18 protein-coding genes are annotated in these 21,032 nt (G+C 71.8%); 8 read left to right on the top strand and 10 right to left on the bottom strand.

The window, feature by feature from the left end:
- Positions 1–18 precede the first annotated feature (18 nt).
- Positions 19–486 carry a molybdenum cofactor biosynthesis protein MoaE gene (locus tag RIV14_RS07705; protein ID WP_178387852.1) on the top strand — a complete coding sequence of 156 codons (468 nt, stop codon included), beginning with the start codon at positions 19–21 and terminating at the stop codon, positions 484–486.
- Between the two features lie 102 nt (positions 487–588).
- On the opposite strand, the gene RIV14_RS07700 is transcribed toward RIV14_RS07705, so the two are convergent.
- From RIV14_RS07700 to RIV14_RS07690, 3 genes are all read right to left on the bottom strand, one after another.
- Entirely contained in the window at positions 589–897 is a 309-nt protein-coding gene (locus tag RIV14_RS07700) for a MoaD/ThiS family protein (RefSeq protein ID WP_176747124.1), read from the bottom strand.
- Between the two features lie 23 nt (positions 898–920).
- A complete protein-coding gene (moaA, locus tag RIV14_RS07695; protein WP_075372215.1) occupies positions 921–2,111 on the bottom strand; it encodes a GTP 3',8-cyclase MoaA in 1,191 nt (396 codons plus the stop codon).
- A gap of 127 nt (positions 2,112–2,238) precedes the next feature.
- Positions 2,239–2,535: a DUF2249 domain-containing protein gene (locus RIV14_RS07690; protein ID WP_003785642.1), complete on the bottom strand. Its 297-nt coding sequence runs from the start codon at positions 2,533–2,535 to the stop codon at positions 2,239–2,241.
- 207 nt (positions 2,536–2,742) lie between these two features.
- On the opposite strand from RIV14_RS07690, the gene RIV14_RS07685 reads away from it, so the two are divergent.
- Genes RIV14_RS07685 through RIV14_RS07675 form a run of 3 tightly spaced genes read left to right on the top strand, consistent with a single transcriptional unit; the run spans position 2,743 to position 7,006 of the window.
- Positions 2,743–3,924: a hypothetical protein gene (locus RIV14_RS07685; protein ID WP_075372216.1), complete on the top strand. Its 1,182-nt coding sequence runs from the start codon at positions 2,743–2,745 to the stop codon at positions 3,922–3,924.
- Positions 3,921–5,324, top strand: a complete 1,404-nt coding sequence (locus RIV14_RS07680) for a hypothetical protein (protein WP_075372217.1) — start codon at positions 3,921–3,923, stop codon at positions 5,322–5,324. The genes RIV14_RS07685 and RIV14_RS07680 overlap by 4 nt, the downstream gene beginning before the upstream one ends.
- Positions 5,321–7,006 (top strand): multicopper oxidase domain-containing protein, encoded by a 1,686-nt coding sequence (locus RIV14_RS07675; RefSeq protein ID WP_075372218.1) that lies wholly within the window; start codon positions 5,321–5,323, stop codon positions 7,004–7,006. The genes RIV14_RS07680 and RIV14_RS07675 overlap by 4 nt, the downstream gene beginning before the upstream one ends.
- Before the next feature lie 137 nt (positions 7,007–7,143).
- On the opposite strand, the gene RIV14_RS07670 is transcribed toward RIV14_RS07675, so the two are convergent.
- The 5 genes from RIV14_RS07670 to RIV14_RS07650 all read right to left on the bottom strand — a co-directional run bounded on the left by RIV14_RS07670 (position 7,144) and on the right by RIV14_RS07650 (position 13,711).
- Positions 7,144–7,875 (bottom strand): helix-turn-helix transcriptional regulator, encoded by a 732-nt coding sequence (locus RIV14_RS07670; RefSeq protein WP_070658833.1) that lies wholly within the window; start codon positions 7,873–7,875, stop codon positions 7,144–7,146.
- A 259-nt stretch (positions 7,876–8,134) separates the two neighbouring features.
- Positions 8,135–9,253 (bottom strand): ribosome small subunit-dependent GTPase A, encoded by a 1,119-nt coding sequence (rsgA, locus tag RIV14_RS07665; RefSeq protein WP_075372219.1) that lies wholly within the window; start codon positions 9,251–9,253, stop codon positions 8,135–8,137.
- On the bottom strand, positions 9,253–10,719 hold the full coding sequence (gene aroA / locus RIV14_RS07660; protein WP_081381820.1) for a 3-phosphoshikimate 1-carboxyvinyltransferase: 1,467 nt from the start codon (positions 10,717–10,719) through the stop codon (positions 9,253–9,255). Before aroA ends, rsgA begins: the two co-directional genes overlap by 1 nt.
- On the bottom strand, positions 10,716–12,992 hold the full coding sequence (locus RIV14_RS07655; RefSeq protein ID WP_075372220.1) for an NADP-dependent isocitrate dehydrogenase: 2,277 nt from the start codon (positions 12,990–12,992) through the stop codon (positions 10,716–10,718). Before RIV14_RS07655 ends, aroA begins: the two co-directional genes overlap by 4 nt.
- Before the next feature lie 218 nt (positions 12,993–13,210).
- Entirely contained in the window at positions 13,211–13,711 is a 501-nt protein-coding gene (locus RIV14_RS07650) for a DoxX family membrane protein (RefSeq protein ID WP_075372221.1), read from the bottom strand.
- A 356-nt stretch (positions 13,712–14,067) separates the two neighbouring features.
- Here RIV14_RS07650 and RIV14_RS07645 point away from each other — a divergent pair, with 356 nt between their 5' ends.
- The 4 genes from RIV14_RS07645 to RIV14_RS07635 all read left to right on the top strand — a co-directional run bounded on the left by RIV14_RS07645 (position 14,068) and on the right by RIV14_RS07635 (position 16,433).
- Positions 14,068–14,736, top strand: a complete 669-nt coding sequence (locus tag RIV14_RS07645) for a sigma-70 family RNA polymerase sigma factor (protein ID WP_070658076.1) — start codon at positions 14,068–14,070, stop codon at positions 14,734–14,736.
- Positions 14,733–15,170 carry a mycothiol system anti-sigma-R factor gene (gene rsrA / locus RIV14_RS07640; RefSeq protein WP_070658072.1) on the top strand — a complete coding sequence of 146 codons (438 nt, stop codon included), beginning with the start codon at positions 14,733–14,735 and terminating at the stop codon, positions 15,168–15,170. Before RIV14_RS07645 ends, rsrA begins: the two co-directional genes overlap by 4 nt.
- A 160-nt stretch (positions 15,171–15,330) precedes the next feature.
- Positions 15,331–15,405 (top strand): 50S ribosomal protein bL37, encoded by a 75-nt coding sequence (locus tag RIV14_RS13740; protein WP_370538935.1) that lies wholly within the window; start codon positions 15,331–15,333, stop codon positions 15,403–15,405.
- Between the two features lie 293 nt (positions 15,406–15,698).
- The gene (locus tag RIV14_RS07635) at positions 15,699–16,433 is read left to right on the top strand and encodes a YczE/YyaS/YitT family protein (RefSeq protein WP_075372222.1); all 735 of its coding nucleotides are present in this window, start codon (positions 15,699–15,701) and stop codon (positions 16,431–16,433) included.
- Positions 16,434–16,451: 18 nt separating this feature from the next.
- On the opposite strand, the gene RIV14_RS07630 is transcribed toward RIV14_RS07635, so the two are convergent.
- Both RIV14_RS07630 and RIV14_RS07625 read right to left on the bottom strand, forming a co-directional pair.
- Positions 16,452–17,045, bottom strand: a complete 594-nt coding sequence (locus RIV14_RS07630; RefSeq protein WP_003785741.1) for a GDSL-type esterase/lipase family protein — start codon at positions 17,043–17,045, stop codon at positions 16,452–16,454.
- A 132-nt stretch (positions 17,046–17,177) separates the two neighbouring features.
- Positions 17,178–21,005, bottom strand: coding sequence for a multifunctional oxoglutarate decarboxylase/oxoglutarate dehydrogenase thiamine pyrophosphate-binding subunit/dihydrolipoyllysine-residue succinyltransferase subunit (locus RIV14_RS07625; protein WP_075372223.1), 3,828 nt, complete (start codon positions 21,003–21,005; stop codon positions 17,178–17,180).
- Positions 21,006–21,032: the final 27 nt, after the last annotated feature.

The raw sequence follows: 21,032 nt of genomic DNA, 5'->3' as shown, positions 1-21,032 counted from the left end.
CAGATCGAGGAGACCCCCGTGACGCCCAGCCCCGACCAGCCCAGCCGGCCGCTCCCGGCTCCCACGGCCCGCGTGGTACGCGCCGAGGTCACCGAGGCCCCCATCAGCGTCACCGAGCTCGCCGACGCCGTCCAGGACGCCGCCGCCGGCGCCGTCGTCACCTTTGAGGGCGTGGTCCGCAACCACGACGCCGAGCGCGCCGTCACCGGCATCGGCTACTCCTGCCACCCCACGGCCGGCCAGGTCGTCGAGCAGATCGCCCAGGACGTGGCCCAGCGGGGTCGGGTGCGGGCCCTGGGCGTCGTCCACCGCGTCGGTGACCTGAGCGTCGGGGAGACGGCGCTCGCGGTCGCAGTCAGCTCCGACCACCGCGCCGAGGCCTTCGCCGTGTGCGGCCAGATCGTCGAGGAGGTCAAGGAGCGCCTGCCCGTGTGGAAGCGCCAGACCTTCACCGACGGCTCGAGCCAGTGGAGCAACATCGCCTGATCTCCCCTCCTTCTCACCGAGCCGGGCATTTCTCGCGTAGCCGGGCAGAAAAACGGTCGGGCTACGCGAAAAATGCCCGGCTCGATGCGGGAGCGGCGAGACTCACCCGCCGGCGAAGGGCGGGAGCACGTCGACGGCGTCGCCGTCGGCCAGGGGCGTGAGCGAGTCCGCCGGGGTGGAGACCGAGTTGACCAGGAAGCTGCAGATCGGGATGACCCGCGCCATCTCCAGGCCCCGCCCCGACAGCTGCTCGCGCAGACCCGCCAGCGTCGTGCCGACGGGCAGGTCCAGGCGCTCCTCGGGGCGGCCTGCGGCCTCGGCGGCCGCGGCGAAGTAGCGCAGGGTCACAGAGATCTGCGCCTGACCCGCGTGCGCGCCCGCCTGGGGGGACATCTCAGGGGAGGGACTCATCATGGGGCTCCTTAGAACTCGGGTCAGCCGCCGATGGCCGACATGGTGCGCTGCGGGCGGGCGAAGCCGTCGCTCTCGGTCTGGGGACTGTCCGAGCCGTGCGCGCGGGGCTTGCCCCAGGTGGCGCTGGCCCAGATGCGGATGAGCTCGTCGTCGTCGGCCCCGGCGCGCATGGGGCCGCGCAGGTCGGTCTCGGTGCTGGAGAACAGGCAGGTCATGAGGCGCCCGTCGGCTGTGATGCGGGTACGGTCGCAGTCCGAGCAGAAGGGGGCGGTGACCGAGGCGATGACACCCACTGTCCCGGCCGGATGGTCCTGGCCCGCCGCGCTTCCGGCGGCGACGCGCCACAGCGCCGCCGGACGACGGTCCGGGCGGCCCACCTCGGTGAGGATGAATCCGGCCTCCCGCAGCACCCCCAGGATCTGATCGACGCCGACGACGTCCTGGCTGCTCCAGGTCTCGCGGGGGCCCAGCGGCATGTGCTCGATGAACCGCAGCTGCCAGCCGCGGCGCAGGCACTCGGCCAGGAGTCGCGGTGCCCGCTCCTCCACGGTGGCGGGCACGGCCACGGCATTGATCTTGATGGGGGCCAGGCCGGCCTCCTGGGCGCCGGCGATCCCGGTCAGGACGTCGGGGAGCCGGTCGCGGCGAGTGATGGCGGCGTAGTCCCGCGGGTCCAGGGAGTCGATGGAGACGTTGACGCGGTCCAGGCCCGCCGCCCGCAGCCCGGCGGCCCGCTTCTCCAGGCCCAGGCCGTTCGTGGTCAGGGCGATGTCCGGCTTGAGTCCGCTCGACGTCCGCAGCGCGGACAGCGCCCCGACGATCTCCTCCAGGTCGCGCCGCAGCAGCGGCTCGCCCCCGGTCAATCGGATGCGCTCGACTCCCAGGCGCTCGACGGCGATGCGCCCCAGGCGGGTGAGCTCGGCGGTGGTCAGCAGATTCGGGGTGGGCAGCCACTGCAGTCCCTGCGCGGGCATGCAGTAGGTGCAGCGCAGGTTGCAGCGGTCCGTGATGGACAGGCGCAGGTCGCGCACGGTGCGCCCGTAGCGGTCGACCAGCTGCTGGGGGACTCCGTCGGCAGCCGGTGCCGACGTGCCGGGACGTTCAGACAGGTCGGGTAGCACCGGCCGGGTCGTCGGCATGGGCAGGTCCGCGGAGGTCCCACGGCTCCTGCTCGGGCCGACGACCACGGCATCGAGCGGTGCTGGCGTCATGCGGTGAGCATATCGGGAGCGCGTCGGTGGCATGGAGTCAGGCCCACTGAGGCCCCGAGCTCGTGGCCGAAGCCAAGGGCTTGGACCCGCGGGCGCCTCCCGCCGACCGGCCGCGCTGAGGCGCGGATCAGGCGGTGCGCAGGATCTCGACGCGCGCGAAGCCCTCGGACTGCTCCAGCAGCGTGTGCTGGAAGGTGAAGGGCAGCTGGTCGATCTGAGCCAGCAGCGGGGTGGGCACGTGCGGGGCCACCAGGTCGAAGCCCTCACCGGGGTTCAAGGAGGAGGCGGCTCCGATGACCGCGGCGTGGCGCAGGCGGTGCGGGATGGCACGCGCGTCCAGGGTGAGGCGCTCGTCGCTGTGCTCGTGGCAGCCGCAGCTGGACTTCTTCTCGGTGACGGGCAGCAGCTCGGGGCTCTCGCTCATAGGGTTCTCCTTCGGAGTGTTTCGTACTGGTGAGCGTGACCTTACTACCACCGCAGGGCTCGCAGGAACGACCGTCCACCTCCGCAGGCCCGGTCGACGCTCGGCAAACCTACCGAAACTTCATAAACGACGCGGAGCCGTGTCGTCTATGAAGTTTTTGTCGATGTGAGTGCGGGCGTTTGCGGCGCCGTTGGATACGGTTGGACCGTGGAGACGGACCGACTCAGCCGGGCGCTGACCAGCCGGGTGGCGCCGCGCCTGGTGGCCCTGGCCCTGGGCGCCGCCTGCATCCTCATGGGACTCAACGCCGCCCTCCTGCGCCTCAACCTGCCGGCACCCGTCGGCGGGGCCGAGCTGGCGGCTCTCCACGGCCCCCTCATGCTCGTCGGCTTCCTGGGGACCGTTATCGCCCTGGAGCGGGCGGTCGCCGCCCGCGCCCCCTGGGCCTTCCTCGCCCCACTGGGCAGTGCCGTGGGATGCCTGGCCCTCATGGCCGGTGCCCCCGACGTCGTCGGTCGGGGACTCATGACCGGCGCCGCCGGCATCCTGTGCGCCATCTACCTGCGCGTTCACCGGCGCGCCCCCAGCGCAGCCGTCGACGTCGAGGCCATGGGCGCGGCCGCCCTCCTGCTGGGGGACGTCCTGTGGCTGGGGGGCCGCGGCATGGAGGACGTCGTCCCGCTGTGGCTGCTCTTCCCCGCGCTCACCATCATCGGTGAGCGCCTGGAGCTGGCCCGTATCGCCTTCCTCGACGAGATGGTGGAGACCGTTGTCGAGGCGCTGTCCGGTGCGGTGGTCCTGGGCGCCTGCCTGATGCTCATCGCACCGGGCTCCCACCTGGTGGTCGGCCCGGCCCTGCTGGGGCTGGCCGTTGTCACGGCCTACTACGACGTCGCCCGACGCACGATCCGCCTGCGCGGCGGGGTGCGTTTCATGGCAGCCTCCATGCTCGCCGGCTACGGGTGGCTCGCCGTCGCCGGGGCGGTCTGGTCGCTGTGGGGCCTGCAGGGGCTGAACGGGGCCGCCTACGAGATCGTCATCCACTGCATCACGGTGGGCTTCGCCTTCTCCATGATCCTGGCCCATGCGCCGGTCATCATCCCCGCGATCGTCCACCGCGCCCTGCCCTACCACCGACTCATGTGGCTGCCCTACGTTCTGCTGCACGCCGGCCTGGTGGTGCGCGTCGCGGGGCTGCTGGCGCAGGCCTCCGCGGCCTGGAAGGTCGGCGGCGCCGTGGGAGTGGCGGCGATCGGCGTCTTTATGGTCCTCACCCTGGGGCGCGTCCTGGCCTCCGGCAGCATCCGCGAACCGGTGAGGGCAAGACCGCCGGCTGCGGCCGCGGCATCCGGGGCGACGACGTCGCCGGCGACAGGGAGCCCCACATGAGCCTGTCCATCGGTTCTCCCGGTACCGGGCCCGCCCCCCGCCCCGGCTCGCTTCCCGGCCCCGGACGAGCGAGTGGCCCAGGCCGCCCCGCCAAGAAGCCCTCCCGGCGCACCATCCAGGTGCGTCGCAATGCCCTGGTCATGGCCTGGCTGCTCATCGCCGCGGTCCTGGCGGCCCTGACCATCGTGGGCCCGCTGGTCTCCTGGGGCACCTGGCTGCCCCTGCACGCCCTGCTCCTGGGCGGGATCGGCAGCGCCATCACCATCTGGTCCGCCCACTTCGCCGACACCCTCCTGCACCGCCCGGCCCTGGGCGGCGCCGCCCTGCTGGACGTGCGCCTCTACGCCCACAGCCTCGGCACCGCCGTCGTGCTCACCGGCATCACCATGGGCCAGCAGGTGGTCGCGCTCATCGGGGCGGCCGTCGTCATGGCCCAGGCCGTCGCCGGCGTCGTGGCCATCACTGTGCAGTACCGCAGGGCCATTGCCCCGCGTCTGGCGTCCCTGGCCCTCCACTACGCCGTCGCTTTGGTCCTGCTGGCCACCGGTGCGCTCCTGGGCTTCCTCATCTCCTGGTCCAACGCCCACGGGCGCTCCGCCCTGGCCGACGGCTTCTACCTGGCCCACACGACCACCATGCTGCTGGGCTTCGTGGGCACCACGGTCCTGGGCACGCTCACCGTCCTGTGGCCCACGATGCTGCGCACCCCCATGGAGCCGGTCGCACCGCGCTGGACCACCCGCGGCCTGCCCTACCTCGTGGGCGGCACCGGGCTGGTGGCCGCCTGCGGGCTGTGGCCGCCCCTGGCGGGCCTGGGCACCCTGGTCTACCTCGGTGGCGCCTGCGCCGTCCTCGTGCCCGCGTACCGCACCGCCCGCCGGGTCCCGCCGATCTCCTTCGCTACGGCCTCCGCCACGGCCTCGGTGGCCTGGTTCATCGGCTGCGTCGCCGTCCTGGGGGCCCGCATGGCGCTGGCCGACGACGCCGCCGCTGCCCGCCAGGTCATCCACTCCCTGCGCCTGCCCCTGGCGGCGGGCTTCGCCCTGCAGATCCTCGTGGCGGCCCTGAGCTACCTCACCCCGGTGATGCTCGGTGGCGGCCCCGCAGCCACCCGGGCCACCAACGCGATCATGGACCGCGTCGCCGCCTACCGGGTCACCGCCGCCAATGCCTGCCTCCTGCTGGCGCTCAGCCCGGGGGCGCCCTGGCGGGTGCGCGTCGTCGCCGGTGCCCTGGCCGCGCTGGTGACCTCCTACCTGCTGGTGGGCATGATCCTCAGCCTGCGTGAGCTCTCCCAGCGCAAGCGCCCCCCGCGTACCCCACGCACCTCGGCCGACGCCGCCCCCACCTCCGACCCCGCGGGCCACCGGTCCGCCCAGCCCCGAAGGGGAACCCGATGACGAAGACGCCCGACGCGCAGGCACCATCCCCCGACGAGGCCGCCGCTCCCGAGACAGCTGGCTCCGAGAACGCCCCTGCTCAGGACACTGCCGCCCAGGACCCCGCGAACAGCGACGCCGGCGACACTGCTCAGACCTCCGGCGGCACTGCTGCCGGGCGCGCCGCGGCGGGCGCTGACAAACCTGAGGGCGCCCACCGCCGAGCGGTGACGGCCGGTACGGCCCCCGCCATCGACCGCGGCCGCCGCCTCCTGCCTGGCGGGGCCGGCCGGGCGGCGGGAGGTGGGACTGCCGCATCGCCCTCGGGCGGCCTGCTCCAGTCCGCCGACCGCCGCGGCATCCTCATGGGACTGCTCACCGCCGGAGCGGCCGTCGTCGTCGGAAGCGTCATCGGCAACCGCGGCCAGGGCGGGACCACCCAGGACGTCGCGCCCACCGGCAACACCGTCAACGCCACCATCAAGGTGCAGGGCATGCGGTTCGTGCCCGACACGGTCGACGTCACCCCCGGTGACCGGCTCGTCATCACCCTGGACAACACCGCCGACCAGGTCCACGACCTCGTCCTGGCCACCGGCCAGACCACCGGGCGCATCGCCGCCGGCGCCAAGGGCAGGCTCGAGGTCGATGTCGTCCCCGGGCCGATCGAGGGCTGGTGCTCCATCGCCGGCCACCGCGCCCAGGGCATGGTCTTCCACGTCACTGCCGGCGGGGCAGTCGCCGGTGCCCACCAGCACGGCAGCGGTCAGAGCAAGCAGGCCGGCTCCGGCAAGGACGCGGTTCCCGACTACTCGGCCCGTCTGCCTGCCGACTTCAAGGCCTTCGACGCCGCCCTGCCGCCCGCCCCCACCAGCCCCGATGGCGGCCCCATGACCCACCGGCACACCTTCACCGTCAAGGAGCAGGTCATGCAGGTCGGCGCCGGTGTCACCCAGCGGCGCATGACTTTCAACGGGCAGGTCCCCGGCCCCGTCCTGCGCGGCAAGGTGGGGGACACCTTCGAGATCACCCTGGTCAACGACGGCACGATGAGCCACTCCCTGGACTTCCACGCCGGGATCACCCCGCCCGATCAGGCGATGCGCTCGATCAACCCCGGGGAGTCCCTCGTCTACACCTTCAAGGCCCAGTACTCGGGGATCTGGCTCTACCACTGCTCCACCTCGCCGATGAGCCTGCACCTGGCCTCCGGCATGCACGGGGCCGTCATCATCGACCCGCCGGGGCTGGCGGCCGTGGACCGCGAGTACGTCATCGTCGCCTCCGAGGTCTACCTCGGTCCCGAGGGCGGCGAGCCCAACACGGACAAGATCGCCGCCAAGACCCCCGACCTCATGACCTTCAACGGGGTGGCCTTCCAGTACCGCCAGCAGCCTCTCAAGGCCAAGGTCGGCGAGCGCGTGCGCTTCTGGGTCATGGCCGCCGGGCCCTCCCTGCCGACGTCCTTCCACACCGTCGGCCTGCAGTTCGACCAGGTCTTCTTCGAGGGGGCCTGGACCCTCGGCGGCCCGAGCCGCATCGGGGCCGCCTGGTCCGGCGGTTCCCAGGCCCTTGGCCTGCAGCCGGCCCAGGGCGGATTCGTGGAGTGCGTCGCCTCCGAGCCGGGCCACTACGTGTTCGTGACGCACTCCTTCGCCGACATGGAGAAGGGCGCTCACGGCGTCCTGGAGGTCAGCGCCTGAGTCGTGGGCGCCTCAGGCCACGGCTTGGAGTGCCCCCGAACGCCGCTTCGGCCCCGGGGGACTGTACCCGGGGCCGAAGCCTAGCGATATCAGAAGTGGTGGACGGGTGGACTGGTGGTGTGGTCGAGGTCGGGCGCTCAGGCGACGTCGGCGTGGACGATCTTGAGGTCCGGCTCCTCGTGGACGGGCTGAGCCGAGTTGATCTGGCAGCCGTCAGGCCCGTTGGGCAGGAACTTGAGGCGCTCGTAGGCGGCCGGGTCGGGGCCGACGACGGCCCGGAGGAAACCCTCGTGCATGGTGCACACCAGGTCGCGCGGCTGGTGGTTGCGGGTGATGAGCGGGCAGGAGCGCAGGACGACGGTGTCTCCGGAGACCTCCGGGGCGAAGCCCATGACCGCGAGGTAGGGGATGAGGGCGGTGACCCGGTCCACCTGCTCGCCGTCGACCGTCGGCTCGGCAACGGTGCCGGGGGTCAGCTCGGCCCAGCGGCGACCGATCTCCAGAGCGGTGGCGTGGGCATCCTCGCCCTCGCCCAGGGTGTCGGCGATCGCATCGAGCAGCAGCAGGTAGGCGTCGACCATCTGCTGGGGGTCGGGGGCCGTTGAGGCGTAGCGCAGGGCTGGGCGGCCCCGCTTGCCCGTCGGCTTGGTGGACACCGTGACGAAACCGGCGTCAACCAGGGCGTCGAGGTGCTCACGGACGGTGTTGTGGTGCAGGTTGAGTGCGCTGGCGACCTGGACGGCCGTCATTGCGTCGTTAGAAGCCTCCACGACCTCCAGGACGCGCCGGCGCGCCGCAGAGAGGTTAGCGCGTGCGGACAGGTCGCCCAGAGCGGGACGTGGAAGCGAAGGGGTCGGACGGTTGTGCATGTCCTGAGACTAACGCGCTTTCGCTTGTGGGAACCGTCAAAATCGGTGTGTAGTTGAATCCTGCAACGGCTGCGTGATGTGAGTTTTGGCACATAGCATCCAATAGCGGCTCCGGTGAAACGTGAAAAAACTCAGTATTGACGCCGTTTCTGGTGGGTCATCGCCTTGTACCAGGGCAAACGGCTCTCGGGGTTAAGGGGCGCGCTGTCGACGAAACTGTGACGTGCCCGGAAGGGCTCCGCACGCCGCCGGGATTGCATCAGGGACGGGTGGGGTCCTCGGCCTCCAGTGAGGGGGCCAGCAGTCGTCGGAAGGACTCCACCCGCGCGCTCCGCTCCTCGGGAGCGGCCAAGGCTCCCGGGGCGTCCGGCCCGTCCGCCGTGCTCGCCCACTTATCCAGGGCGCAGTCGACGACGCCGTCCTCGTGGGTGCACCCGCGTGGACAGTCCTCAGCCACGCGAGCCAGGTCCGGGAAGCCCCGCAGGACGTCGGCGCTGCCGACGTGGGAAACCCCGAAAGAACGCACGCCGGGGGTGTCGATGACCCAGCCGCCCCCGGGCAGCTCGAGGGCCTGAAGGCTGGTGGAGGTGTGGCGACCCCGGCCGGTGACCTCGTTGACGTGCCCGGTGGCGCGGTCGGCGCCCGGCACGAGCGCGTTGATGAGCGTGGACTTGCCGACCCCGGAGTGGCCCACGAGGACTGAGACGGCTCCGTCGAGCACCTGGCGGACCGCCTCGACGCCGTCGTCGGGCCGCTCGCCGCCGGTCTGGGAGGGGGCGGCCTCGGGCCCGTGGGGGCTCAGTCGCGTGGCCAGGCAGCGCACGCCCAGGGGGCTGTAAAGGTCCGTCAACGGGGCGGCGTCGGCCAGGTCGGTCTTGGTGAGCACAATGAGCGGCTCCATGCCGGCGTCGTAGGCGGCCACGAGGTATCGGTCGATCATGCGCGGGCGCGGCTCGGGGTCGGCCACGGCGGTGACGATGACGAGCTTGCCGGCGTTGGCGACGATCGCCCTCTCGGTGCCGGCTCCGTCCCCGTCCTCGGCACTGCGGCGCAGCAGGGTGGTGCGCTCCTCGATGCGGACCATGCGCGCCAGGGTGCCTTTGCGGCCGCTGGTGTCCCCGACGACGGCAACCCGGTCGCCGACGACGACCTTGCCCCGACCCAGCTCGCGGGCCTTCATGGCGGTGATGTTGCCGCTGGAGTCCTCGGTGAGACTTGGGTCGTCCAGGCGGATCCGGTAGTGGCCGCGGTCGATGCGGGTGACCATGCCCAGGGCCGCGTCGGCGTGGCTGGGGCGTTGCTTGGTGCGCGGGCGCGAGCCCCGGCCGGGGCGGACTCTCACGCGCGGGTCGTCGGTGCCGATGTCGCGGCGGACCATCAGGCACCATCTCCCGGGGTCGCCGGATCGCGGTGCGACGCCGTGGCGGGGCCGGTACCGCACTCACGGGCGGTGGCGAGCATGGCGGCCCACAGGTCCGTGAAGCCGGGCAGCGTCTTGGAGGTGCACTCGACGTCGTCCAGGCTCACACCCTCGACGCTCAGGCCGATGATGGCGGCGAAGGTCGCCATCCGGTGGTCGGCGTAGGAGCGCAGGGCGGCGCCGTGCAGCGGTGCGGGGCGGATGATGAGCCCGTCAGTGGTTTCCTCGGCGTCCCCGCCCAGGAGGCGGATCTGGGTGGCCAGGGCCGCCAGGCGGTCGGTCTCGTGCCCGCGCAGGTGCGCGATGCCGGTGAGGGCGCTGGTGTGGCCCTGGGCTCCGGCAAGCGCTGCCAGGGCCGCCACTGTGGGGGCCAGCTCGCCGACGTCGGACAGGTCCGCGTGGATCCCGGTCAGCCGCCCGGTGCCGCGGGCCGTGAGGGTCCCGTCGGTGAGTGTCACCTCCCCGCCTAGGCGGGGGAGGAGTTCGCGCCAGGCGTCGCCGGCCTGGGTCGTGGCCGCCGGCCAGTGGGGGATACTCACCCGGCCGCCGGCCACGAGGGCGGCAGCCAGGAAGGGGCCGGCGTTGGACAGGTCCGGCTCGATAGCCACCTGCCCTCCGAGCGGGCGGCCGGGGTGGACCCGCCAGGTGCGCTCGCCGTCACCGGCACCGGGGGCGGGCTCGTCGACGGCGATGCCCCGCTCGCGCAGCGTCGCCACCGTCATGGCCACGTGCGTCAGCGAGGGCACCGGCCCGGTGGGGGTAACCTCCAAACCGCCGGGCAGGATGGCGCCCAGGAGCAGGAGGGCGGAGACGAACTGGGAGGAGGCCGAGCCGTCAATCGCCACCCGGGCGCCCTCGGCTCGCAGGAGGGCGCCGCCGCCGGGGCCGACTCGGAAGGGCAGGAAACCGGGCTCACCGAGGTGGGTGACCTCGGCGCCCAGGGCGGCCAGCGCGTCGAGCAGAGGCGCCATGGGGCGGCGCCGGGCGGCCTCGTCCCCGTCGAAGACGACCGGGGCGTCGGCCAGCGCGGCCAGGGCGGGCACGAAGCGCATGACGGTCCCGGCCAGGCCGACGTCGATGCGTCCGACGCCGTCGGATCCGGCCTGCACGTGCAGCGGCAGGGGAGCGGGCGTGACGCGCAGGCGAGTGCCGGTCTCGTCGAGGTCCTCGAAGCGGGCACCGAGCACGCTCAGGGCGGCGAGCATGAGCTCGGTGTCGCGCGAGCGCAGGAGCCCGGTGAGCGTGGTCGGTGCGTCAGCGAGCGCGGCCAGCAGCAGGGCCCGCGCACTCAGCGACTTCGAGCCCGGCAGCTCCACGACGGCCTCCGGCGCCCCCGCCGCCACCGGTGCCCGCCACGGCTCGGCCGATCCGGCCGAGAGGGCCGCAGGGACGCCAGGGTCGCCGGCGCCGGGGGCGTCGGTCATGCGAGGGCCTCGATGACCGCGTTGAGGGTCGTCGAGGGACGCATGACGGCGTCGGTCAGGGCCTCATCGGGACGGTAGTAGCCGCCGATGTCCACCGGGGAACCCTGGACGGCCAGCAGCTCGGCCTGGATCGTGTCATTGAAGGCCTCGAGCTGCTGGGCGATCGGGGAGAAGACGGCGGCGAGCTCAGGACTGGTCTCCTGCGCGGCCAGCTCGCGGGCCCAGTACAGGGCCAGCCAGGCGTGCGAGCCGCGGTTGTCGATCTGCCCCAGGCGGCGTGCCGGGGAGCGGTTCTCCTCCAGCAGCCGGGCCGTGGCGGCCTCCAGGGCGTCGGCCAGGACCTCGGCGCGCTCGTTGCCGCTGACCTGGGCCACGTGGTGGAAGGCCTCCGCCAGGGCCAGGAACTCGCCCAGGGAGTCCCAGCGCAGGTAGTCCTCCTCAAGCAGCTGGCGCACATGCTTGGGGGCCGAGCCCCCGGCCCCGGTCTCATAGAGGCCGCCGCCGTTCATCAGCGGCACCACCGAGAGCATCTTGGCGCTCGTGCCCAGCTCGAGGATGGGGAAGAGGTCCGTGTTGTAGTCGCGCAGCACGTTGCCGGTCACCGAGATCGTGTCCTCGCCGCGGCGGGCGCGCTCCAGGGACAGGCGCGTGGCCGCCACCGGGTCCAGGACGCGGATGTCCAGGCCCTCGGTGTCCTCATCTGCCAGGTAACGGTTCACCAGGTCGATGAGGACGGTGTCGTGCCCGCGCTCGGGGTCCAGCCAGAAGACGGCCGGGGCGCCGGTGGCTCGGGCCCGCGTGACCGCCAGGTGCACCCAGTCGCGGATGGGGGCGTCCTGGGTGGTGCAGGCCCGCCAGATGTCGCCGGCGGCCACCTCGTGGGACAGCAGCACCGCACCGGGCTCGGCGCCCGCGCCCTCGACCACGACGACCTCCACGGTGCCGTCGGCCGGGATGAGGAAGGTCTTGTCGTGGCTGCCGTACTCCTCGGCCTTGCGGGCCATGAGGCCCACATTGGGCACCGAGCCCATGGTGGCCGGGTTCAGGGCGCCGTGGGTGCGGCAGTCATCGATGACGGCCTGGTAGACCCCGGCGTAGGAGGAGTCCGGGATGACGGCGAGGGTGTCCGCGGTCTGGCCGTCCGGCCCCCACAGGTGCCCGCCGGCCCGGATCATGGCGGGCATGGAGGCGTCGATGATGACGTCACTGGGCACGTGCAGGTTCGTGACGCCGCGCTCGGAGTCCACCATGGACAGGCGCGGCCCGGCGGCCAGCTCGGCCTCGATGGCGGCGCGGATCTCCTCGCCCTGGGGCAGCGAGTCCAGGCCCGCCAGGATCGAGGCCAGCCCGTCCTCGGCCCGCAGGCCCGCCTCGGCCAGGACCCGCCCATAGGTGGAGAAGACGCCCGGCAGGGCGGCGCGCACCGCGTGACCGAAGATGATCGGGTCGGAGACCTTCATCATCGTGGCCTTCAGGTGCACCGACAGCAGCAGGTCCTCGTCCTTGGCGGCGGCCACCTGCCCGGCGAGGAACTCATCCAGGGCGGCGGCGCTCATGAAGGTGGCGTCCACGACCTCCCCGGCGCTCACCGGCAGCGACTCCCGCAGGACGATCGGCTCGCCGCCGTCGGCCGGGCGCAACCGGATCTGCAGGGTACCGGCCTCGGGCACGACGACGCTGCGCTCATTGCGCCGGAAGTCGCCCGATCCCATCGTGGCCACGCGGGTGCGCGACTCGGGTGACCAGGCCCCCATCGAGTGCGGGTGGGAGCGGGCGTAGGCCTTGACGGCCGCCGGGGCGCGCCGGTCCGAGTTGCCCTCGCGCAGGACGGGGTTGACGGCGCTGCCCTTGACGGCGTCATAGGCGGCGCGCGCCTCCTGCTCGGCGGGCGTGGCGGGGGAGTCGGGATAGTCGGGGATCTCGTATCCCAGGGCCTGGAGCTCGGCGATGGCGGCCTTGAGCTGGGGCAGGGAGGCCGAGACGTTGGGCAGCTTGATGATCGTGGCCGCCGGGGACTGGGTGAGCTCACCCAGGCGGGCCAGGTCGTCGTCGGCCAGGGAGAAGGCCGCCAGGATGCGTCCCGCCAACGAGATGTCCGCGGTGCCCACGCTCACGCCCGCCCGCTGGGCGAAGCCGCGCACGATCGGCAGGAAGGAGTGGGTCGCCAGCATCGGGGCCTCATCGGTCCAGGTGTAGACGATGTCGGGCTGTGCAGCCTGCTCCGACTGGGGCGACTGGCTTGCCTGAGCCGGCTGGGCGGACTGGACGGTCATGAGTGCTCCCTAGCGTGTCGATGACGTGTCTGCGCGTGGTGGTCGGTGGTGCGGGCGCCTCAGGGCGCCGCGACCGGTCGGAAGTGGACCGGGGCGAGCGTAGCCGCCGCCTGTGTCGCCCAGGTGACAGGTGCCGGGGCGCTCCGAGCGGTGACGGCGATGGGCCGACGTCGGGCCCGGGCCTGGAACCAACGGGCTATGGGGCCGGCGAGGGTGACTCAGGCGGTCACGTAGCGCCGCTGGGCGGCCTGCTGGGCGGCCTGCATCGCCTCGCGCTGCTGGCGGGCGTTGCGCACCTGCCAGGCCAGGGACGGCCTGCCCTGACGGTCGACGGCGGCCAGCGCGAGCCCGGCTCCCAGGGCGGCCCCGCGCAGCAGCCCGGAGAGGGCCTCCTTGCGGGCCTGCGTCCCCTTGACCGCCCAGACGGGGTTGTTGACCACGGTGAGAGGCACGTTGAGGGCGGCCAGGATGGTGGCGTTCGTGCGGGGCGCCCGGCCGGCGGCCAGCCCCAGCCCGGCCACGAGGCTCACGGCGCCCGAGGCTCGGGTGAGCAGCCGGGCGTCGGAGGTCAGCACCGGCGGCAGGCCGGCCCGCTCCAGCGTGGGGGCGACCTTCTCGAACTTCTCCACGTGGCGCGACGGGCGCACCATGGCGTCGAGTCCATCGACGATGAAGGGCGCAGCGAGCATGGGGCGGACGAAGGAGCGCAGAATGTTCATGCCCCCATCCTGACCTACACGGGCGGCTCGGGCCAGCGATATCGCCGCTCGAACGTGGCGCGTGCCTCGCTGGGCGCGGACGGGGAATGAATCCTGGCCGCTATCGCGTTGGTCAGGACATGAGTACTCAGCAGCCGACCGCGCCGCCATCGAGACGGACCGCCCGCCGGCGGGGCGCACTACCGAGCGGGCCACGAGGCCGCCGTGAGCGGCCCGGCCGGCAGGACCGGCGCCGTCGGCACCGTGTCCCGTCGGGACGGCCGGCCAGGATGACCGAGATGATGACCGAGACAATGGCCGAGGCTCGTGGCGTCGGTGAGGCCCAGGACCCCAGGAGCACGTTAGGCTCGTGGCTGATGACGGACATCGACGACCACACAGATGAGCTCGCCCTGGATGAGGTGATCGATCCGGGCGATGACGTACGCGATCTGGACCGGGCGCCGGCCGGTGAGGACGAGGCCGCCCGGGCCGCCCGCTTCGAGGCCGAGGCCCTGCCCTACCTGGACCAGCTCTACGGCGCCGCCCTGCGCATGACCCGTAACCGGGCTGACGCCGAGGACCTTGTGCAGGACGCCTACGCCAAGGCCTTCGGCTCCTTCCACCAGTACCGGCCCGGCACCAACCTCAAGGCCTGGCTCTACCGGATCCTGACCAACACCTTCATCAACTCCTACCGCAAGAAGCAGCGCGAGCCGCTCCAGTCCGACGCGGAGGCGGTCGAGGACTGGCAGCTGCACCGGGCCGCCTCCCACGACTCGGTGGGGCTGCCCAGCGCGGAGAACCTCGCCCTGGACGCCCTGCCGGACTCCGACATCAAGGACGCCCTGGGACAGCTCACCGAGGACCGGCGCCTGGCCGTCTACCTGGCGGACGTGGAGGGCTTCTCCTACAAGGAGATCGCCGAGATCATGGACACGCCCATCGGGACCGTCATGTCCCGGCTGCACCGAGGGCGCCGCCAGCTGCGCGAGCTGCTGGCCGACTACGCCCGAGAGTACGGATACGGGGAGGAGGAGAAATGACAGACCACATGGAACCGGGTACCAACGGCGACAAGAGCGCCGAGCCGGTCAAGAGCCCCAAGACGGCGGACGACTCCCAGGACTGCTCCTGCGCCGAGGCCCGCGCCCACCTGGAGGCCTTCCTCGACCGCGAGTGCACCGCCGACCTGGCCGAGCGCCTCGCCCAGCACGTGGCCACCTGCTCGCACTGCTCCCGCCTCGCCGACGCCGAGACCCACCTGCGGGAGATCCTGCGCTCGCGGTGCGCCGAGCAGGCCCCTCCCGAGCTGCGCGCCCGCGTCCTGGGGCGCCTGTCGGCCCTGCGCGCCACCGCGGTGAGTGTGACGACGACGTCGACCACGACCCGGACCCAGTCCTCCGCCTCCGGGCGGGTCGTGCGCGTCGTGGAGTCCCGGGTCGAGTCCTCCCGGACCGTCCGCTTCGAACGCGACTGAGGACGCGGCCGGGCCCCGCAGGCAGTGACGTGCGCTGACGTGTGGTCGCCTTCACCGGCTGGTCGGCGGCACGAGACTGGCCCAGGCGCGCCGCCGTGTGCGAGAATCGGCGGCGTTCCGTGCCCCCTCGTGGGGCGAGTCAAGACACGAGGAGGCAGTGATGAGCAAGCGCGGTCGTAAGCGTCGTGCACGCGCCAAGTCCAGCGCCAACCACGGCAAGCGTCCCAACGCCTGAGCCGGGTGGCGCGCTGAGCGCAACGCCCTGAGACATAGCAGATGTCGGCCGGTTACCGCCACGGTGACCGGCCGACGCCGTTCTTGAGCCGTTCCGGAACCGCCCTGGTCAGGCGCCGGTTCGCGCTCGCAGTTTGGGTCCTATGGCCTTGACGGTGATGAGACGCTGAGGTGTGAGCCGCGGAACACGGCCTGATTCGTGGTGAGGGGCACTGTCCAGCCTCTCACCGAGGAACCCGGTGGTGTCTCGTAGGTATGGCCTTGCCGGCTCCTCCTCAACGACGGCGGTGTGACATGAACCTGAGGAACCTGACCGCACCAGACCAGTGGACACTTTCTGACAACTCGCTCCTGCGGCGCATCCTCGTGTGCTTCCTGGGGGAGGTGATTACGGCAGTCGGGATCGCGATCTGCCTGGAGGGCAAGAGCGGCGTCGACCCGTTCACCGCCTTCCTGCAGGGCATCTCCCACGTCTCCGGGATCTCCTTCGCGGCGATCGTCCCGATCGTCAACATCATCATGCTGATCCTCGTCTTCCCCTTCGACCGGTCCATCTTCGGTCTGGGGACGGTCATCAACTTCACCGTCGTGGGTGTCCTCGTGGACTACTTCCGCCCGATCTACCGCAGCTTCTTCCACGTCGAGTACTCCGTCGGCAGCATGCTCCTCCACCTGGCGATCGGGTTGCCGCTGTTCTGCCTGGGAGTCTCCATGTACATCACCTGCGACCTGGGCCAGTGCCCCTATGACGGGATCGCTCCCTCGCTCAGGCGGCACTTCCCGCGCTACAGCTACCGCGCCTACCGGCTGGTCCAGGACATCATCACGATCTTCCTGGCCCTGCTCCTGATCAGGTTCGACCTCTCGCTGGGCATCGTCGCCCTGGGCACGGTCATCATGGGCTTCTTCATCGGCCCTATCGTCGGTTTCTTCAACAACCACGTCTCCAACCGCCTGGTGGGGATCAGCGGCGACATCTTCGCCGCCTTCGAGTCGTCGTCTGACGAAGGCTCTCCGGCGCCTGCCTGACCGGCGGGTATCGAGGCGTCAGGACTCGGGGCGCTCGACGCCGAGCCACTCGTACCAGCCGCGGTGCAGCACCAGCCAGGCCAGCAGACCGTAGCCGGCCTGGCCCGGGTGCGTGCCGCCGGCGGCGGCGACGTCGGCCGTCCACTGCTCGTGGTTGCGCAGCGGCTCGAAGGCGTCCACGTAGGGCACGTTGCGCCTCAGGCACACCTCCTCGGCGGCCTGGGAGAGCTGGGCAGTGGCGTCGGGGTCGGCCTCGGGCAGGGGAGGGGGCCCGACCACGAAGCACTCGCGGTGGTCGGAGGCGGCAGTGTCGAGGATGTTGGCCAGGGCCAGGCGTGAGCGGGCGTAGGAGATGCCGGCGAGCACGTCGGCCACGCCCAGCCCCACGACGAGCCGGTTGATGCCGGTGTGCGTGGAGCGCCGGGCCACCTCGGGGCCCCAGCGGTCGGACATCTGCGCCGTCGTCTCACCGGGAACCGCCAGCGAGGTCCACAGGATGTCGGCGTCCCGGGGCGTGCGGGCCATGACCCGGCCCGTCCATCCCAGGGCGCGCCCGTCACCATGACCGGCCACCAGCTCGTCGCCAATGAAGCTCAGCCTCGTCTCACGCATGGCAGCGCCTCCTCATGCCTCATGATCCCTCATGCTGTCTTGACATTATCGTGACCTTGGGTTGTAACGGTGGAGGCTGACGGCATTTCGGAGGCTTTGGCCTGCAATGAGTCGGAAACGATCAGCCCGTTCTCAGTGGCGGGCGAAGGCCTGACGGAGGATCTCCTCCTGCTGGGCGCGGTGGACGCCGGCGGTGCCCACCGCTGGGGCGGCGGCCTCGGGCCGGGAGACCAGCGTCGGTAGGACACCACCGGTCAGGTCGGTCGGCAGGTGGAGCGCCAGGTAGGGCCACATGCCCTGGTTGGCGGGCTCGTCCTGCACCCACACGAGCTCGGCCCCACTGAAGGGGGCCAGCGCCTCGGCGATGTCCTGGGTCTGAAGCGGGTAGAGCTGCTCGAGGCGGACGATGGCCGTGCTGGTGTCCCCGGTCTTGGTCCGGTGGGCCAGCAGGTCGTAGTAGACGCGCCCCGAGCACAGCAGCACCCGGTCCACGTCTTGCTTGCGCGCTACGGCCAGGACGGCGTCGTCGGTCTCCCCGATGACCGGCTTGAAGGTGCCGGAGGTGAAGTCCTCCACCGGCGAGCAGGCGGCCTTCAGACGCAGCAGCTGCTTGGGGGTGAAGACGATGAGCGGGCGGCGCGGACGGGTGTAGGTGTGCTCGCGCAGCAGGTGGAAGTAGCTGGCGGGCGTGGAGGGCTGGGCCACCAGCATGTTGTCCTGGGCGCACATCTGCAGGTAGCGCTCGATGCGGGCCGAGGAGTGGTCGGGTCCCTGCCCCTCCTGGCCGTGGGGGAGCAGCATGACCAGGCCGGAGCGCTGCCCCCACTTCTGGGCGGCGGAGGTGACGTACTCGTCGACGACGGACTGGGCGCCGTTGGCGAAGTCGCCGAACTGGGCCTCCCACATGGTCAGTCCCTCGGGGCGCTCCACGGAGTAGCCGTACTCGAAGGCCAGGGCGGCGTACTCGCTGAGCAGGGAGTCGTAGATCTCCAGGGGCGCCTGGTCCGGGGTCAGGAAGCTCAGGGGTGTCCATTCCTGCCCGGAGGCGTGGTCGTGCAGGACGGCGTGACGCTGGGCGAAGGTGGCGCGGCGGGCGTCCTCGCCGGCCAGGCGGATCGGCACGCCCTCCATGAGCAGGCTCCCCAGGGCGATGAGCTCTCCGAGCCCCCAGTCGATGCCGCCTTCGCGCGTGGCCTCGCGGCGCTTGGAGAGCATGGCCTGGAGCTTGGGGTGGACGGTGAAGGACTCGGGCCAGGCGACCTGGGCGTCGCCGATGCGCTCGACGACGTCGCGCGGCACGGCCGAGGCCCAGCCCAGCATCATGCCGGTGCCCGCCCGCTGGGAGTAGGGGACCTCCAGGGAGGACAGGGGCACGCCGACCTTCGTGGGGTCCGACAGGTCCTGCGTGGAGGTGTCGGTGGCGTCCCCGGCGCCGCCGGAGCCCGTGCCCCCGGTGACCTGGACGCGGGCCTCGGTGAAGACCCGCTCCAGCTCGTCCTGGTAGCTCTTGGCGATCTCGCCGGCCTCCTGCGGGGTGATGTCGCCGCGTCCCACGAGGGCGGCGGTGTAGACCCCGCGCGTGGAGTCCAGTGAGTCGATGAGCCGGTACATGAGCGGCTGAGTCATCGAGGGGTCGTCTCCCTCGTTGTGGCCGCGGCGCCGGTAGCAGATGAGGTCGATGATGACGTCCTTGTGGAAGGTGCGTCGGTACTCGTAGGCGTGGCGGGCGGTGCGGGCCACCGTCTCGGGGTCGTCGGCGTTGACGTGGAAGATCGGCACCTGCAGGCCCTTGGCCAGGTCGGTGGCGTAGATGGTGGAACGGGCCGAGGCTGAGCCGGTGGTGAAGCCGATCTGGTTGTTGACGACGATGTGGACGGTGCCGCCGGTGCGGTAGGCGGGCAGCTGGCTCATGTTGAGGGTCTCGTAGACCACGCCCTGGCCGGCGAAGGCGGCGTCGCCGTGGACGAGGACCGGCATGACCGTGTAGCCCTTCTCGCCCAGGCCGATGCGGTCCTGCTTGGCGCGCACGATGCCCTCGACGACGCCGTCGACCGTCTCCAGGTGGGAGGGGTTGGCGGCCAGGGAGACGCGGGTGGACACGCCGTCGGTCCCGGAGAAGACGCCCACGGTGCCCAGGTGGTACTTGACGTCCCCGGTGCCGGCGCCCTCGATGACGCCGTTGCCCTCGAACTCGTCGAAGACCTGGCCGTAGGACTTGCCGGCGATGTTGGTGAGCACGTTGAGGCGGCCGCGGTGGGCCATGCCGATGACGACCTCGTCGAGGCCGTCGTGGGCGGCGGCGTCGAGCAGGCGGTCCAGGGCCACGATGAGGGACTCCCCGCCCTCGAGGCTGAAGCGCTTCTGGCCCACGTACTTGGTCTGCAGGAAGGTCTCGAAGGCCTCGGCCTGCTCCAGCTTGGTGAGGATTCGACGGCGCTCCTCGTCACCGATGTCCTCCCAGTCGCGCTCGAGGCGCTCCTGCCACCAGACGCGCTGGGCCGGGTCCTGGATGTGCATGTACTCCACGCCCACGGTGCGGCAGTAGGCGTCGCGCAGCATCTTGAGGATCTCGCGCAGGGTGGCCCGATCGCGCCCGCCCAGCCCCCGGGTGGGGAAGGAGCGGTCCAGGTCCCACAGGCTCAGCCCGTAGGAGGTGATGTCCAGGTCCGGGTGGCGGCGCAGGCGGTAGGTGAGCGGGTCGTTGTCGGCGGCCAGGTGGCCGCGCTGACGGTAGGCGTGGATGAGCTCGGCCACGCGCGCCGGCTTGCCGGTCTCCAGCTCGGGGTCGTAGGTGGTGTCACGCATCCACGCGACCGGCTCGAGGGGGATGCGCAGGGACTCGAAGGCTCGGTTCCAGAAGCCGTCCAGTCCCAGGAGCTTGCGCTCCACCAGGCGCAGGAACTCGCCGGAGGCGGCGCCCTGGATGACGCGGTGGTCGTAGGTGGAGGTCAGGGTGACGACCTTGCCGATGCCGTGGCGGGCCAGGGTGTCGGGGCTCGCGCCGGCGAAGGCGGCCGGGTAGTCCATGGCGCCGACCCCCACGATGAGCCCCTGGCCGGGCATGAGGCGCGGCACCGAGTGCAGGGTGCCGATCATGCCCGGGTTGGTCAGGGTCACGGTGGTGCCGCGGAAGTCGTCAAGGTCCAGCTTGTTGTCGCGGGCCTTGGCCACGAGGGCCTCGTAGGCCTCTACGAACTGGGACAGGTTCATAAGGTCGGCCTGCTTGATGGAGGGCACCAGCAGGCGGCGCTGTCCGTCAGCGCCGGGCACGTCGATGGCCAGGCCGAAGGCCACGTGGGCGGGCTCGTGCAGGACCGGCTTGCCGGCCTCGTCAACCCCGTAGGAGACGTTCATCGAGGGCATCTCGGAAAGGGCCTCGACCACCGCCCAGCCGATGAGGTGGGTGAAGGAGACCTTGCCGCCGCGGGTGCGGGCCAGGTGGCTGTTGATGACGGCGCGGTTCTCGATGAGGACCTTGGCGGGCACGGCCCGGGCGGAGGTGGCCGTGGGCATGGACAGGGAGTCGTCCATGTTCTTGGCGGTGCGGGCCGCCGCCCCCTTGAGCCTGGTGGTGCGGTCCTCACAGGCGTCACCGTCCTGGTCGTGCGCGGGGTGGGCGGCCTGGCGCTGGGCGTAGGGGGAGGTCGGGGGTGCGGTGTCCGACGGCGGCGCCGGTGGGAGGTCGGAGCGCGTGACGTCCTGGACGGCGGAGGAGCGGCGCAGGGTGGAGGCTGCCTGGGGCGTGATGGTGGCCCGGCGCGGCCCACCGGGGCCCGACGACGCAGAGCCCATGGAGGTGGCGGGGCTCGGCTGATGCAGGCCGACACTGGGATCGGTCTCGAAGAGCTCGCGCCACTGGGGACTCACGGAGGAGGGATCCGCTGACCAGGCGGCCCGCATCTCCTCCACCATCCACTCGTTGGCACCGAAACCTGGGCTGATCTGGTCCTGCGTGGGCACGTCGGGGTCTCCTCGGGGCTCGTCAGT

It is taken from the genome of Actinomyces acetigenes, from assembly GCF_031296635.1.
GTDB lineage: Bacteria > Actinomycetota > Actinomycetes > Actinomycetales > Actinomycetaceae > Actinomyces > Actinomyces acetigenes.
Note: the sequence above shows the minus strand (reverse complement) of the source record. Positions and strands in the feature narration are given on the sequence as shown.